Source organism: Variovorax sp. PAMC26660 (assembly GCF_014302995.1).
GTDB lineage: Bacteria > Pseudomonadota > Gammaproteobacteria > Burkholderiales > Burkholderiaceae_C > Variovorax.
Genome location: NZ_CP060295.1, coordinates 6,827,135 through 6,841,251, shown reverse-complemented (window position 1 = coordinate 6,841,251; position 14,117 = coordinate 6,827,135). Strand labels below are relative to the sequence as shown.

9 protein-coding genes, 1 tRNA gene and 1 pseudogene are annotated in these 14,117 nt (G+C 63.2%); 8 read left to right on the top strand and 3 right to left on the bottom strand.

Translation table 11 applies throughout. From position 1 onward, the window contains the following. Positions 1-26 precede the first annotated feature (26 nt). Complete coding sequence (locus H7F35_RS32000) at positions 27-629, top strand: Maf family protein (protein WP_187110505.1); 603 nt, start codon at positions 27-29, stop codon at positions 627-629. Positions 630-635: 6 nt separating this feature from the next. Next, positions 636-2,162 (top strand): ribonuclease G, encoded by a 1,527-nt coding sequence (gene rng, locus H7F35_RS31995; protein ID WP_187110504.1) that lies wholly within the window; start codon positions 636-638, stop codon positions 2,160-2,162. Here rng and msbA read toward each other — a convergent pair. Beyond that, the gene (msbA, locus tag H7F35_RS31990) at positions 2,159-3,943 is read right to left on the bottom strand and encodes a lipid A export permease/ATP-binding protein MsbA (protein ID WP_187110503.1); all 1,785 of its coding nucleotides are present in this window, start codon (positions 3,941-3,943) and stop codon (positions 2,159-2,161) included. The genes rng and msbA overlap by 4 nt on opposite strands. A gap of 253 nt (positions 3,944-4,196) precedes the next feature. Between msbA and tolB the strand changes: the two genes are divergently transcribed. The 5 genes from tolB (at position 4,197) to H7F35_RS31965 (ending at position 7,702) form a co-directional block, all read left to right on the top strand. Next, on the top strand, positions 4,197-5,423 hold the full coding sequence (gene tolB / locus H7F35_RS31985) for a Tol-Pal system beta propeller repeat protein TolB (protein ID WP_222621989.1): 1,227 nt from the start codon (positions 4,197-4,199) through the stop codon (positions 5,421-5,423). A 25-nt stretch (positions 5,424-5,448) separates the two neighbouring features. Next, positions 5,449-5,964: a peptidoglycan-associated lipoprotein Pal gene (gene pal, locus H7F35_RS31980; RefSeq protein WP_187110501.1), complete on the top strand. Its 516-nt coding sequence runs from the start codon at positions 5,449-5,451 to the stop codon at positions 5,962-5,964. Continuing rightward, the gene (gene ybgF / locus H7F35_RS31975) at positions 5,964-6,713 is read left to right on the top strand and encodes a tol-pal system protein YbgF (protein ID WP_187110500.1); all 750 of its coding nucleotides are present in this window, start codon (positions 5,964-5,966) and stop codon (positions 6,711-6,713) included. The genes pal and ybgF overlap by 1 nt, the downstream gene beginning before the upstream one ends. 31 nt (positions 6,714-6,744) lie before the next feature. Continuing rightward, complete coding sequence (locus tag H7F35_RS31970; RefSeq protein WP_410010806.1) at positions 6,745-7,578, top strand: ThiF family adenylyltransferase; 834 nt, start codon at positions 6,745-6,747, stop codon at positions 7,576-7,578. A gap of 48 nt (positions 7,579-7,626) precedes the next feature. Continuing rightward, a tRNA-Lys gene (locus H7F35_RS31965) sits at positions 7,627-7,702 on the top strand. A 262-nt stretch (positions 7,703-7,964) separates the two neighbouring features. Here the strand turns inward: H7F35_RS31965 and H7F35_RS35200 are convergent. Beyond that, positions 7,965-8,486: pseudogene (locus H7F35_RS35200) on the bottom strand (tyrosine-type recombinase/integrase); the annotation flags it as partial. A 488-nt stretch (positions 8,487-8,974) separates the two neighbouring features. Further along, the gene (locus H7F35_RS31955; RefSeq protein ID WP_187110498.1) at positions 8,975-9,325 is read right to left on the bottom strand and encodes an ssDNA-binding protein; all 351 of its coding nucleotides are present in this window, start codon (positions 9,323-9,325) and stop codon (positions 8,975-8,977) included. A 120-nt stretch (positions 9,326-9,445) separates the two neighbouring features. Between H7F35_RS31955 and H7F35_RS31950 the strand changes: the two genes are divergently transcribed. Then, on the top strand, positions 9,446-14,116 hold the full coding sequence (locus tag H7F35_RS31950; RefSeq protein WP_187110497.1) for an RHS repeat-associated core domain-containing protein: 4,671 nt from the start codon (positions 9,446-9,448) through the stop codon (positions 14,114-14,116). Position 14,117: the final 1 nt, after the last annotated feature.

The window sequence follows — 14,117 nt, the reverse complement described above, 5'->3', positions numbered from 1 at the left end:
TCGCCGGCCCCCCAGGAGAACTGAACTTGCCCGACTTCATCTACCTTGCCTCGCAAAGCCCGCGCCGCGCCCAACTGCTCGGCCAGCTCGGCATCCAGCACGCCTTGCTGCTGGCCGACGCCAGTGAAGACGCCGAGGCGCTCGAAGCAGTGCTGCCCAACGAGGCACCGGCAACGTATGTGCAGCGCGTCACGGCGCTCAAGCTCGATGCCGCCGTGGCCCGGCTGCGGCGTCGCGGGCTGGCCGATGCGCCGGTGCTGTGTGCCGACACCACGGTGGCGCTCGGCCGAACCATCCTCGGCAAGCCCGAGGACGCAGCCGATGCCGCGCGCATGCTCGCGCAGCTCTCGGGTGCCACGCATCGCGTGCTGACCGCCGTGGCCCTGCAGCACGGCACGCAGCGCTACGCGGCGCTCAGCGTTTCGCGCGTGCGCTTCGCCAAAATCACCGACGCACAGATCGCGCGCTACGCCGACAGCGGCGAGCCGCTCGGCAAGGCCGGCGCCTATGCCATTCAAGGCGCGGCGGCGGCATTCATCGAGCACATCAGCGGGTCCTATTCGGGCATCATGGGCCTCCCCATGTTCGAGACCGCGCAGTTGCTTCAGAGCGCCGGTTTCACTACTTAAGACCTCATGCAAGACATCCTGATCAACTGGTCCCCGCAAGAGACCCGTGTGGCGCTGGTCGAGCACGGCGCAGTGCAAGAGCTGCACGTCGAACGCACGCTGGAGCGCGGGCTGGTCGGCAACGTCTACCTGGGCAAGGTCTCGCGCGTTCTGCCGGGCATGCAGTCGGCCTTCATCGACATCGGCCTGGAACGCACGGCCTTCCTGCACGTGGCCGACATCGTCGCGCCGTTCACCCCGGGCTCGCGGCCCAGCGCGCCGGCACCGGAGCGCGACCACCGCAACGGCGGCCCCATCGTGCCCATCGAGAAGCAGGTGTTCGAGGGGCAGTCGCTGCTGGTGCAGGTGATCAAGGACCCGATCGGCACCAAGGGCGCGCGGCTGTCGACGCAGATCAGCATTGCCGGCCGGCTGCTGGTGTTTCTGCCGCAAGACAACCACATCGGCGTGTCGCAGAAGATTCCGTCGGACCAACGCGAGTCGCTGCGCACGCGCATGCTGGCGCTGATCGAGGCGGCCGCGGCTGCCGACAGCGGCGGCGTGGTGCCGGTCAACACGGGTGGCTTCATCCTGCGCACCAACGGCGAGGATTCGTCCGACGCCGAGCTTGCCGAAGACATCGCCTACCTGCGCAAGACCTGGTCACGCATCCGCGATTCGTCGAGCAAGCTGCCGGCGATGTCGCTGCTGCATCAAGACCTGAGCCTGCTGCAGCGCGTGCTGCGCGACATGACCATCGAAGACACGCAGACCATCCGCATCGACTCGCGCGAGCAGTTCGAGGTGCTGCTGAAGTTCGGCCTCGAATTCATGCCGCAGGCGGCGGGCAAGCTGCAGCACTACAAGGGCGAGCGGCCGATCTTCGATCTGTATTCGGTCGACGAAGAAATCGCCAAGGCACTGGGCCGGCGTGTCGAACTCAAGTCGGGCGGCTACCTCGTGGTCGACCAGACCGAGGCACTGACCACGGTGGACGTGAACACCGGCGGCTTTGTCGGCGCGCGCAATTTCGACGACACGATCTTCAAGACGAATCTCGAAGCGGCGCAGGCGATTGCGCGGCAACTGCGGTTGCGCAACCTGGGCGGAATCATCATCGTCGACTTCATCGACATGGGCCGTGACGATCACCGGGAGCAGGTGCTGGCGGAGTTCCGCAAGCAACTGGCGCGCGATCGCGTCAAGACCACGGCCGGTGGTTTCTCGCAGCTCGGGCTGGTCGAGATGACGCGCAAGCGCACGCGCGAATCGCTGGCCCACATGCTGTGCGAACCCTGCGCGGCCTGTGGTGGGCAGGGCATCGTGAAGACTGCGCGCAGCGTGGCCTACGACGTGATGCGCGAGATCCTGCGCGAGGCGCGGCAGTTCACGCCGCGCGAATTCCGCATCGTGTCGTCGCCGCAGGTGATCGAGCTGTTCCTCGATGAAGAGAGCCAACACCTGGCGGGGCTGAGCGACTTCATCGGCAAACCGATCTCGCTGCAGTCCGAGCCCGCGATCGGGCAGGGACAGTACGACATCGTGCTGCTTTAAAGCGTCGGGTCTTGCCCCGGCGGGGCGCTGCGCACGGCCAGCGTCTGCAGGCGGGCGTAGAGCCCGTCCAGCGCCATCAATTGCTCATGGCTGCCTTGCTCGGCAATGCGGCCCTGTTCCATCACGATGATGCGGTCGGCATGCTGGATGGTCGAGAGGCGGTGGGCGACGATCAGCGTGGTGCGGTTCTGCATCAGGCGCTGCAGCGCGTCCTGTACCAGCCGTTCGGACTCGGTGTCCAGAGCCGATGTGGCCTCGTCGAGCAGCAGCACGGGCGCGTTCTTGTAGAGCGCACGGGCAATGGCGAGGCGCTGGCGCTGGCCGCCCGACAACTGGGTGGCGTTGTGGCCCAGCACGGTGTCGATGCCCTCGGGCAGGCTCTCGACATGGCTGCTCAGGTTGGCGGCGGCGATGCATTCGAGCACGCGTTCGCGGTCGATCTCGGAGCCCAGCGCCACGTTGGCGGCCAGGGTTTCGTTCAGCATCACCACGTCCTGGCTCACCATCGCGAACTGCGCGCGCAGGCTCTTGAGTTGCCATTCGCTGGTGTCGTGGCCGTCGAGCAGCACCTGGCCGCCGCTCGGCTGCACGAAGCGCGGCAGCAGGTTGACCAGCGTGGTCTTGCCCGAACCCGAGGGCCCGACGAAGGCCACCACCTGGCCGGGTTCGATGGTCAGGTTCACGCCGTCGAGTGCGCGTTGTTCGTTGTCGCCGCGGTAGCTGACCCGCACGTTGCGCAGCTCGATGCGGCCGGCAGCGTGTTCGAGGCTGAAGTTGCCTTGCGATTCCGGTGCCACTTCATCAATCAGCACCAGCCCGCGTTCAAGGGCCGCCAGGCCACGCGTGATCGGGGCGGCCATGTCGGCCAGCCGGCGGATCGGCGCGATCAGCATAAGCATGGCGGTGATGTAGGCGACGAAGCCACCCACGGTCAGGCCCTGTTCGCCGCTTTGCCAGAGCGCGATCATCACCACGACCGACAGCGCGAGCGAAGCCATCATCTGCGTGAGCGGCGTGGTGGCGGCCTGCGCGATGGTCGACTTCACGGCCAGGCGGTTCAGGCGCTGGCTCAGTTTCTCGAAACGCTCGCCTTGCGCCGCTTCGGCACCATGAAGGCGCACCACGCGGTGCGCAAGCACGTTTTCTTCCACCACGTAGGCCAGCTCATCGGTCGCCTGCTGCCCCTGCTGTGTGAGGCGGTACAGGCGCTTGGAGAACACTTTCATGATCCAGGAGATGCTGGGCACGAGAAAGGCCACGATCAGCGTGAGCTTCCAGTTCAGGTAGACCAGATAGGCGAGCAGCGCAATCAGCGTGAAGCCATCGCGCGTCAGGCCGAGCAGCGCCTGCACCAGCAGCATCGCGCCGGTCTGCACCTCGTAGACCACCGTGTTCGACAGCGCGCTGGCAGACTGGCGCGTGAACAGCGCTAGCTCGGCGCCCATCAGCCGTTCGAACAACACGCGCCGCAGCCGCTGCATGCCTTCATTGGCGATGCGCGACAGGGCGTATTGGGAAATGAACTGGGCGATGCCGCGCACCGCGAACAGCAGCAGCACGGCGGCCGGCACGATCCACAGTGCGAGCTGGCCGCGGTTGAAGCCACGGTCGAGCAAAGGTTTGAGCAGGGCTGCCATCAACGGCTCGGTGATGGCAGCCATCAGGGCGCCGATCAGGCCGGTGGCCCACCACTGGCGAGAGCCGCCAAACCAGGTCATGAGTCGCGCCAGACGGCGCATCAGGGGAGGGCGCGCGTTCTCGCTGCCGGGGGATGCTTGCATGGCGGCGGATTCTACGGGGGCCCCATTCCGGGCTTCCTTAAGTGATTCTGTAGGACCGCATCGCCGGATAAACGTTTTGTGACGGGGCCTGCAAACCAGTGTGTAACATGTGGCCCGTTAAGCCCGGGGCGAAACTTTTTCTCCGGAAACCTCTCCGAACCGCATGAACAAGCCGTTGTCAGCTCTTACCCCAACTCCTTCTTCATCGCTATTTGCACGCCGCACCCTCATTGCGGCTCTTGCTGCCACTCCCATGCTTCCTGCACTGGCCCAGTTCCGGGTCGAAGTGTCGGGCGTCGGGCTGACGCAACTGCCAATCGCGCTCGTTCCCTTCAAGGGCCAGGAAAGCTCGCCCCAGAAGATTTCGGACATCGTTCAGGCCGACCTCGAACGCAGCGGCCAGTTCCGCGGTGTCGACGCGTCGGGCCAGGCGCTGGACGAGGCCTCGCGCCCCGACCTGTCGCTGTGGCGCCAGCGCACGGCCGATTCGCTCGTGGTGGGCAGCGTCAGCAAGCTGGCCGATGGCCGCTTCGACGTGCGCTTTCGCCTGTGGGACGTGGTGAAGGGGCAGGACCTGGGTGGCCAGAGCTACACCGTGCCGCAAGGCGACCTGCGCCTTGCCTCGCACCGCATTGCCGACTACGTCTATGAAAAGCTGACCGGCGAGAAGGGCATCTTCTCGACCCGCATCGCCTACGTCACCAAGGGCGGCAGCCGCTACTCGCTGTGGGTGGCCGACGCCGACGGCGAGAACGCACAGGCTGCGCTCGCCAGCCCCGAACCCATCATCTCGCCTTGCTGGTCGTCCAACGGCCAGCAGCTGGCGTATGTGTCCTTCGAGTCGCGCAAGCCGGTCGTGTACGTGCACAACGTGGCCAGCGGCCAGCGCCGCCTGCTCGCGAACTTCAAGGGTTCCAACAGCGCGCCGGCTTGGGCGCCCGATGGCAACTCGCTGGCCGTCACGCTCAGCCGCGACGGCGGCTCGCAGTTGTTTAGCATTCCCGCCACGGGCGGCGAACCGCGCCGCCTGACCCAGAGCTCCAGCATCGACACCGAGCCGGTGTATTCGGCCGACGGTGGCACGATCTACTTCGTGAGCGACCGCGGCGGTGCACCGCAGATCTACAAGATGGGCGCCAGCGGTGGCAACCCGACACGGGTTACCTTCAGCGGGACCTACAACATTTCTCCGTCCGTCAGCGGCGATGGCCGGTGGTTGGCCTACATCTCGCGCATAGGCGGTGCCTTCAAACTCCAGGTGATGGAATTGGCGACCGGCAATGTTGCGTCCATTACCGACACCACCGCCGATGAGAGCCCGAGTTTCGCGCCCAATAGCAAGCTGATCGTCTACGCCACGCACCTGCAAGGCCGCGAAGCGCTCATGACGACCACGCTCGATGGAAAAATAAAGGCACGACTCGCGGGACAGGCGGGAGACATCAGAGAACCGGACTGGGGTCCGTTTCAAAAGCAATGATTAGGTTTACTTGAGGAGTTCGAAAATGTTGAAACGTACGATTTATTCGCTGGCCATCGTGGCTCTCATTGCCGGTTGTTCGTCGGGCACCAAGCTCAACGAAACGCCGGTGACCGACCGCTCCGGCTCCGCCGGCGGCCAGCAGGGCGCCGCTACCGTGGCACCCGTCACCATCGACCCGAACGCGGGCACCACGCAAGGTCCGATCGGTGTGGAACGCATCGTCTACTTTGACTACGACAGCTACACGGTCAAGCCCGAGTTCCAGTCGGTCATCGATGGCCATGCGCGTTTCCTGAAGCAGAACCCGCAGCGTCGCATCTCGATCGAAGGTCATACCGACGAACGTGGCGGCCGCGAGTACAACCTGGCGCTGGGTCAGAAGCGTTCCGAAGCCGTGCGCCGCGCGCTCACGCTGCTCGGCGTGAGCGACGGCCAGATCGAAGCTGTGAGCTTCGGCAAGGAAAAGCCGGCCGTCCAGGGTTCGGGTGAAGAAGCGTGGGCGCAAAACCGCCGCGCCGAAATTCGCTACACCCGGTGATGCAACGCGCCTTGCTGCGAGGCGCGGCGCTGGCTGCCGCCTTGCTTTGCGTCTCGATGGGGTCGCAAGCCGCATTGTTCGAGGATGACGAGGCCCGCAAGGCCATCCTCGACCTGCGGCAGCGCGTCGAGGCCATGCGCCAGCAAACCGATCAGCGGCTGACCGACGAAAACGGCCAGTTGCGTCGCAGCCTGCTCGATCTGCAGAGCCAGATCGAACAGATGCGCGGCGACCTGGCACGCATGACGGGGCAGAACGAACAGCTCACGCGCACGCTGAGCGAAATGCAGTCGCGCCAGACCACCATCGACGACAAGCTCAAGCAGACCGAGCCGTCGAAGGTGTCCGTGGACGGCCGCGAGTTCAACGCCGACCCCAAGGAAAAGGCCGATTTCGACGCCGCTCTCGGTGTCTTCCGTGCCGGCCAGTTTGCCCAGTCGCAAACGGCGTTCGCCGAATTCGTCAAGCGCTACCCGCAAAGCGGATACAACGCCTCGGCGCTGTTCTGGCTCGGCAATGCGCAGTACGCCACGCGCAACTACAACGAGGCCATCGCCAACTTCCGCTCGATGCTTTCGCTCGCGCCCGACCATGCGAAGGCCCCCGAAGCCGTGCTGTCGATCGCGAACTGTCAGATCGAACTGAAGGACACGCGCGCGGCACGCCGCACGCTGGAAGACCTGGCCAAGGCCTACCCGCAGTCCGAAGCCGCGCAGGCCGGCCGCGAGCGCCTCTCGCGCCTGCGCTGATGCCGGCAGCGGAGATTTCCGCTTGAGCACCATCACTCCTGAAGCCTTCGCAACAACAGCCGCCGCGGATGTCCTCACCGACACCGCGGCGCCTGACTTTGCGCGCCGCTTCGGCGGACTCGAACGGCTCTATGGCGTGGCCGGTGCCGCAGGCATTCGCAACGCCCACGTGCTGGTCGTCGGCATCGGCGGCGTAGGCTCCTGGGCCGTCGAGGCGCTGGCACGCAGCGGGGTGGGGCGGCTGACGCTGATCGACCTCGACCACGTGTCGGAGTCGAACATCAACCGGCAGATCCACGCGCTCGATTCAACCGTGGGGCAGGCCAAGGTCGAAGCCATGCGCGAGCGCATTGCGCAGATCAACCCCGAATGCAAGGTGCTGGCCATCGACGAATTCGTCGAGCCCGGCAACTGGACTGCCCTGCTCGACACGGCGCAGGCTTCGAACGGGCCGGCAACGGCTGTCATCGATGCCTGTGACCAGGTGAAGGCCAAGCTTGCGATGGCCGCATGGTCGCGCAGCGCGCGCACGGCGTTCGTGACGGTCGGTGCGGCGGGTGGGAAGCGGCAGGCGCACAAGGTCGACATCGACGATCTGTCGCTCGTCACGCACGACCCTTTGCTTGCCCAACTTCGCCAGCGTCTGCGCAAGGAACACGGCGCGCCGCGCGAAGGCCGAAAGATCGGCGTGACCTGTGTCTTCAGCCGTGAAAGCGTGGCGCCGCCAGACGCTTCATGCTCGGTCGAAGGCGATGGTTCGCTCAACTGCCACGGCTATGGTTCTGTGGTCAGCGTGACGGCAACTTTCGGTCAATGTGCGGCAGGTTGGGTTCTCGACAAAATCGCGAGCAACGCCACGCTATAATCTTTGGCTTTGCTGGATTCAACGCCAGCAAGAAACAAAAATGGTTCCGGGACGTTAGCTCAGTTGGTAGAGCAGCGGACTTTTAATCCGTTGGTCACTGGTTCGAATCCAGTACGTCCTACCAACGAATCTTGAAAATCGTCATTTGCGGCAAGCACTTGGCGATTTTCTTCCGGCTTCAGGAGCGCGAGTCGCCTACTGTGACTGGTGCTACTGTGGCCGGAAGTGTGCCCTGCGGAAGCGGGGGCGATATGGTCGTCACCATGCGTGGGTTTAATCGAATGCAGGGTGTCGAGCACGCTGGCCGCCTCGGTGCCGTTGGCGGTAGGGTCCAAGTGAGCATACTTTTGGGTCATCACAACGTTGGCGTGACCCAACAGCTTTGAGACTTTGTAGAGGCTCACGCCGGCCTGCACCAGCCGCGCAGCGAAGGTGTCGCGGAACGTGTGGGGCGTCACCTTGTCGCTCGTCGGGTCACTGTTCAACCCGCAGCCGTCGATGTGGCGCTGGATGGCTCCAGTGGCATGGCCGCGTGGCCGGTCAACCTTGGGCATCCACGCCCGCCCTTTAAGCGCCGGGAAGACGTAGGAGTACCCCAGCCCTTCCATCGACTCTTTGCGCCCCTTCAGCATCGCCAGAGTGCGCTGCGTGAGGGTCAGGATCGATTCGTTGTCCACCTTGTCGCGGTACAGGTTGATGGTGCCGGCCCGAAGGTCGATCTGGCTCCAGCGAACCTCGGCGACTTCAGCGTACCGGGCGCCCGTGTCCAGCAGGAACAGGGTCAGGTCGTGGGCGTCAATAGCCGACTGGTCGTCGCTGCGTTGATCAGCAGTAGCGGCAAGTGACGCGAGCAATTTGTGCTCTTCCCAGTCGCGAAGCCAGCGCAGTTTGCCCTTGCGCTCGGCCATCTTGACCGAGGCCGCCTTGTTCCGACCAGCGGTCCAGACGAGGGGCGGGTTTGGTACGACCACCGACAGCGACTTGGCGTAGCCGATCAGCGTTTGCAGCAGGCTCATCTCGCGGTTCACGGTAGCTGGCGAGCAGCCCTCCTTGAGCCGGGCGGCCTTGAGGCGCACGAGGTGCTCTTGCGACAGGTCCTGAACAGGGAGGTCGCGGGGGAGCCCGTGGCGGTTGCCGACAGTCAGCACCCAGCCAGTCCCGTCCTGCACCAGCGAGTCGCCAAACAGCTTGCGCACGCGGCTGACGTTGTTGCGGTGGTCGCGGTGGGTGAGTTCGCTTGCAGCCAGCCATGACTCGGCCAGGGCGTACAGCGTGAAGCGCTTGTGGCCGTGGCGCTTGGCCTCAGCGTCGTCGCGGAGTTCTTGTAGTCGAAGTCCGCGCTGTCGTCCTCGTTTTCGCGGTAGCCGGCTTGGGCTCCACCGCTACGACGATCTCGTTAGAAATCTTCGTCGTCCTCGGGCTTCTCGCCACCTTCGTCGTCTTCACGCTCGGTGGTCTCGGCCGGCTTGGTGTCGCCGTCGAATTCGTCTTCTTCGTCGAAGTCGTCCACGGCCGAGGCAGCACGACGTTCCAGCAACTGCAGGGCGTTCAGGTACAGCGTCACGCCCTTGTTGGCGCCCGTGTCGAACTCGGCTGCAGCGATGGACAGCTTGCCGAAGTCACCGGACTTGGCGCTGGCCTTCAGAGGCGCCTTCTTCGAGTCCACTTGCTCGGGCTTGTTCTTCGACTTCGCCGACAGGACCCAGTAGCCGCGCATACCTTCGCGCTTCTCGTTGTCCTCGGCCATCGCGTCGCCGTCCTTGACGGGGCAGGTGACCGTTCAAAAAAAATGCTGATCACCAGGTGCGATGAAAAAACGGTCGCAGATGTTCAGTTTCACAAGCGAAAAAGCATGAGGGAGAGTGCAATGAGGCTTCTGAGCCAAATTCTGCGGCGCGTTCGAGATGCGGTGACGCCTAGCGGCTTGTCGTCGAACGGCGGGTCATCCGAATCGAAAAGGAAGGTTTGGCGCTCTCCCGTGATAGCGCATCTTCTGATGGCCTGGGCCGGTCTGCTTGTTGGCGCCCACGCCAGCGCAACGGAAGCGGAGCCAGGCATCCCAGATATTTTTATTGAATACCGCTCACAACTCTTAAGAGTACCCGCTGGCGTACAGCCTTGGGTCACCGGGCCGGAAGTACTTCCGATGTGCAATCAGGCCACCAGTTTAGTTGGCGGTCCCGACTACCTCGACCAGGCCATTTTGGATGAGCCGCCTTCGGTTCCCTACGTGGAGTATCCGACCGTCGGCGATCGACTGTACTCGGGCGTGTGCTTCATGAGTTGGAAGCAAGTTGCCTCCCATTACACCGCGCAAGTCGTGTATTTCCATCGAATCAGCGCCTGCCCGGCAAACAGCACTCATCTCTATGCCGCGACACGCTGTACTTGCCAGACGGGTTTTGCCGCAAAGAACAACGCTTGCGTGAAGACGCCACCGCGTGAGCTTCCCAACATGTGCAGAGCCGGAGACCCGGCGGGGTTCGTGGCAGGCAACCCGATTGTCCCGATGACAGGGGACAAGATCGAGAGCGTTACGGACTTTGCTGATCTTGGACCGTCGCCTTTGATGCTGCAGCGTTCTTATCGAAGCAGTCTCGGTCTCAATCCAGACCGGTCCGACAGCGGTTTTGGACGAGCCTGGACTCTCAAAGGTGGGGCAAGCCTGACGCGGTCTTCTTCGGTGAGTCCAGAGGAAGTCACCATCGAGTTTTCCGCCGGGCATGTGCGAACGTTCCAAGCGAACGGGACAGGCGGATGGTCCGACTCCCGCAATCCTTCGAGCACATTGATGCCAACTGCCGGTGGTGGATGGTCGTATAAAAGCGGGGATGATGACGTCACGCTCAACTTCAATTCCGCGGGTAAGTTGCTGAGCACGGTGCCGCCGAATGGGTGGATGACGACCTACACCTACAACGCGTCGGGTCAGCTCGCAACCATTGCGAATGTTTTTGGCCGAGTGCTCACCTTCAGCTACGACGGAAATGGGCAGGTTGCGTCAGTCACAACACCAGATGCCCGCGTCATCAACTACTCCTACGATGCGACCAAGCGGCTGGCTTCGGTCACGTATCCGGATGCGAAGGCGGTGGGCTACCTCTATGAAAGCTCGGCGTTTCGCTATGCGTTGACAGGCATCACCGATGAAGCCGGACTGCGGTACGCCACATTCGCATACGACGGGGCGGGTAATGCCATCAGCACGGAACATGCAGGCGGCGTAAATCGATACCAAGTCGTCAGAAACGCGACTGATGGGGTGGTCGTTAACGCCACGGTGATCGATCCTTTGGGTACGTCGCGCAGCTATGGCTACGAGCCCTTTTCCCCTAAGCCCATTGTTTCTACAAGCTCGCTTCCCTCTGGCGATGGGGCGCCGAGTTTTGCCAAGCGCGAGCAAAGTCTCTCTGGAGCCGTGTTGTCCGAATACGAGACGGATTTCAAGGGGAGGCTGGCGAGCCGCACGACTTGGGATCAAACACGCTGGCTTCCGGTTTCCATGGATCGGGACTTGTATGCCGATGAGCCTCAGACCGTCAAAACCGTTTGGCACGCGTCATTCCGGTTACCTGTTAGCGTGACTGAAGTCGGCCGTTTGACCAACTATTCCTACGATGCGTTGGGCAACGTCTTGTCGAAGATCGTTACCGACAGAGTGACTCGCAAAGAGCAGACTTGGGAATGGACCTACAACACTCAGCAACTTGTAGCCACAGCCAAGGAGCCCAACGGTGCGGTGACAAGCTACGCCTACGACACCCGGGGCAACATGCTGACGTCCACCAACGCCCTGGGCCACGTCACAACCTACAGCTATGACAACGCCAACCGGGTGGCCAGCAGCACGGCTCCTAACGGACTCGTCACTACCTACACTTACGATGCCCGTGATCGCTTGCTGACCCAGACCGTTGGAGGTCAGGCCACTACGATCACCTATAAGCCCTTCGGCACTGTCGAGACGATCACGCTACCCACCAGCCTCGTCCTCACCTATGCCTACGACGCCGCCCACCGCCTGATCGGCTGGAGCAACAACCGAGGCGAATTTGGCACCTACACCCTCGACGGCATGGGCAACCGCACCGCCGAGCAGATCAAGGACAGCGCAGGCCAAGTGGCTTGGAGCATGGCCCGCACGGTCAACAACATCAACCGCATCTCGAAGAAAACCGAGGGCTCAAATCAGACCAGCACCCTTGGCTACGACGCCAACGGAGACCTTAGCTCCGAGAGCAATGGCCTGAACCAAACCACGGGCTACGAACTGGATGTTCTGCGCCGGGTCACGCGAGTTACGAATGCTGCCGGTGATGGGGCTTCAATTCAGTACAACCCGCTCAATGCCGTGACGACGACTTGGGACTTCAAGAACGTTGCCACGAACTACAAGCGCGATGCCCAGGGCAACGCCACCACCGAAGCCAGCGCCGACGTGGGCAGCGCCAGTACCCAGTACGACAACCTCGGCCTGCCCAGCCAGATCACCGACGCCCTGGGCCAGGCCACAACCATCACCCGCGATGCGCTGGGCCGCCCCACAAGCCTCGTCTTCGCAGACGGCAAGACCACCACGCTGCGTTACGACCTCACGGCCAACAGCAAGGGGTATCTGTCCGAGATCGTGGACCGCAGCGGCACCACCGAGTACACCCGCGATGCCTTCGGCCGCGTCACCCTCAAGAAGCAGACCCTGATCAACGGCAGCGTGCAGCAGGTCAGCTACGGCTACAACGCCAACGGCACGCTGGCGAGCATCGGCTACCCCAACGGCGCCACGCTCACCCACCTGTACGACGCCACCGGCCGCCTTGCGGGCCTGAACTGGAACGGCAACCCCCTCGTCGCGGGCATCGCCTGGAACCCGCTGGGCCAGCCCATCGCCTGGACCTGGGCCTTTGCGAACCCTGCCGTAGCCGCCAGCCGGACCTACGACACAGCGGGACGCATGACTGCAACGGACTTCAGCAGCTACGTGTATGACGCCGCTGGCCGCATCACGAGCCTGACGCAGAACCTGTACCAGCCCGGCGATACCGATCCCACGCACAGCACCATCTCGCTGGCGCCGCAGACGTGGACTGTGGGCTACAACAATGTCGGGCGCATCGTGAGCTTCAATGCCACGGGCAACACCGCAGGCTTTGGCTACGACGCCAATGGCAACCGAAGCAGCAGCACCCGGGCCGTCAACGGCCTGAGCACCAACCGCACTTACACGGTGGGCGCGTCGAGCAACCAACTGACGGGCTTCACCCAGAGCATCAACGGCGCGAGCAACACCAGCGTCACCTACGGCTACAACACCAATGGCGACATGGTGACCGATGGCCTGCGCAGCTACACCTACGACGCTGAAGGGCGCCTCGGTGCATCGACCACCGGCGCCACCGATAGCAGCCCGACCACGCGCTACGCGCACAACGCGCTGGGGCAGCGGGTGTTCAAGACCGAGCCGCTGTATCCGCCGAGCCAGGGCAATGCGGCCGATCCGGGGTTCATGCAGAGCCTGATTGCGTTCTTCACCAAGCTGTGGAGCCCGAGCACAAGCCAAGCTGAACAACTGGGCTACGCGTATGTCTACGACGAGCAGGGCACGTTGATCGCAGAGGTGGGCAGCGGGGGCACGAACAGCGCGGGGCAGAGCCAGTACATCTACCTGCCCACGGCCAATGGGCCGATGCCGATTGCGGCCATCGTCAACGGCAACACGTTCGCGGTGCACAGCGATCACCTGAACACGCCGCGCAAGCTCACGAATGCGGACGGGCAAGCGGTCTGGCAGTGGAGCTACAGCGCGTTCGGGGAAGACAAGCCGACGCTGGCGAGGAACCGGTTTGCCAATCTGGAGGCGACACCGAATCCGGGCACGACCAACCTCTCCGAGGTGAGGTTCAACCTGAGGTATCCGGGGCAGTATGCGGATGAGGAGTCGGGGTTGTTCTACAACGGGTTCAGAACATATGACCCGAGAGTTGGTCGCTATACGCAGAGCGATCCCATCGGTCTCGAAGGTGGGTGGAATCGGTTCGGCTACGTTGGTGGAAATCCGCTGAGCTACGTTGATCCTGATGGATTGCAGGCGTTACCGAAGACAGTTGACCCCGCGCCGCGCATGTTTCCTCCTGCGGCGAATGATCCTCTTTATCGCGCGGGATCAGGGGCGATGCGACCGGTGACGGCTAGCAATCTCGCGATGATGGCATTCGCAGCTGGCGTCCTTACTTACCAGATGTGCAATCCGGAGGACAATTGCGACAGTAGGCTTGTCGCCATATATCGCTTGATGGCCGAAGTCGAAGGACGATTGACCGATCTATATTTCGACAAGCTCAATCTGAAAATCAACGCGCCCCAAAAACCGTCCCCTTCGCTGCCTGCTGGATCAGGCAGTTGGAATGGACATATCCAGCAGTTGGAACAAAAGCAGGGGCAGTTACGGAGAGCGATTACCGACGCGCTTGCGTCAGGGTGCAAGGTTCCACCGTTTGCTTTTCGTCTGGCCTATGCTTCTCTTCCAGATCGAATCTTGTGAT

Coding starts and splice junctions, on each gene's coding strand:
- msbA (WP_187110503.1), bottom strand. CDS start 3,943: ATGCAAGCATCCCCCGGCAGCGAGAACGCGCGCCCTCCCCTGATGCGC.
- H7F35_RS31950 (WP_187110497.1), top strand. CDS start 9,446: ATGAGGCTTCTGAGCCAAATTCTGCGGCGCGTTCGAGATGCGGTGACG.
- rng (WP_187110504.1), top strand. CDS start 636: ATGCAAGACATCCTGATCAACTGGTCCCCGCAAGAGACCCGTGTGGCG.
- pal (WP_187110501.1), top strand. CDS start 5,449: ATGTTGAAACGTACGATTTATTCGCTGGCCATCGTGGCTCTCATTGCC.
- H7F35_RS31955 (WP_187110498.1), bottom strand. CDS start 9,325: ATGGCCGAGGACAACGAGAAGCGCGAAGGTATGCGCGGCTACTGGGTC.
- ybgF (WP_187110500.1), top strand. CDS start 5,964: ATGCAACGCGCCTTGCTGCGAGGCGCGGCGCTGGCTGCCGCCTTGCTT.
- tolB (WP_222621989.1), top strand. CDS start 4,197: ATGCTTCCTGCACTGGCCCAGTTCCGGGTCGAAGTGTCGGGCGTCGGG.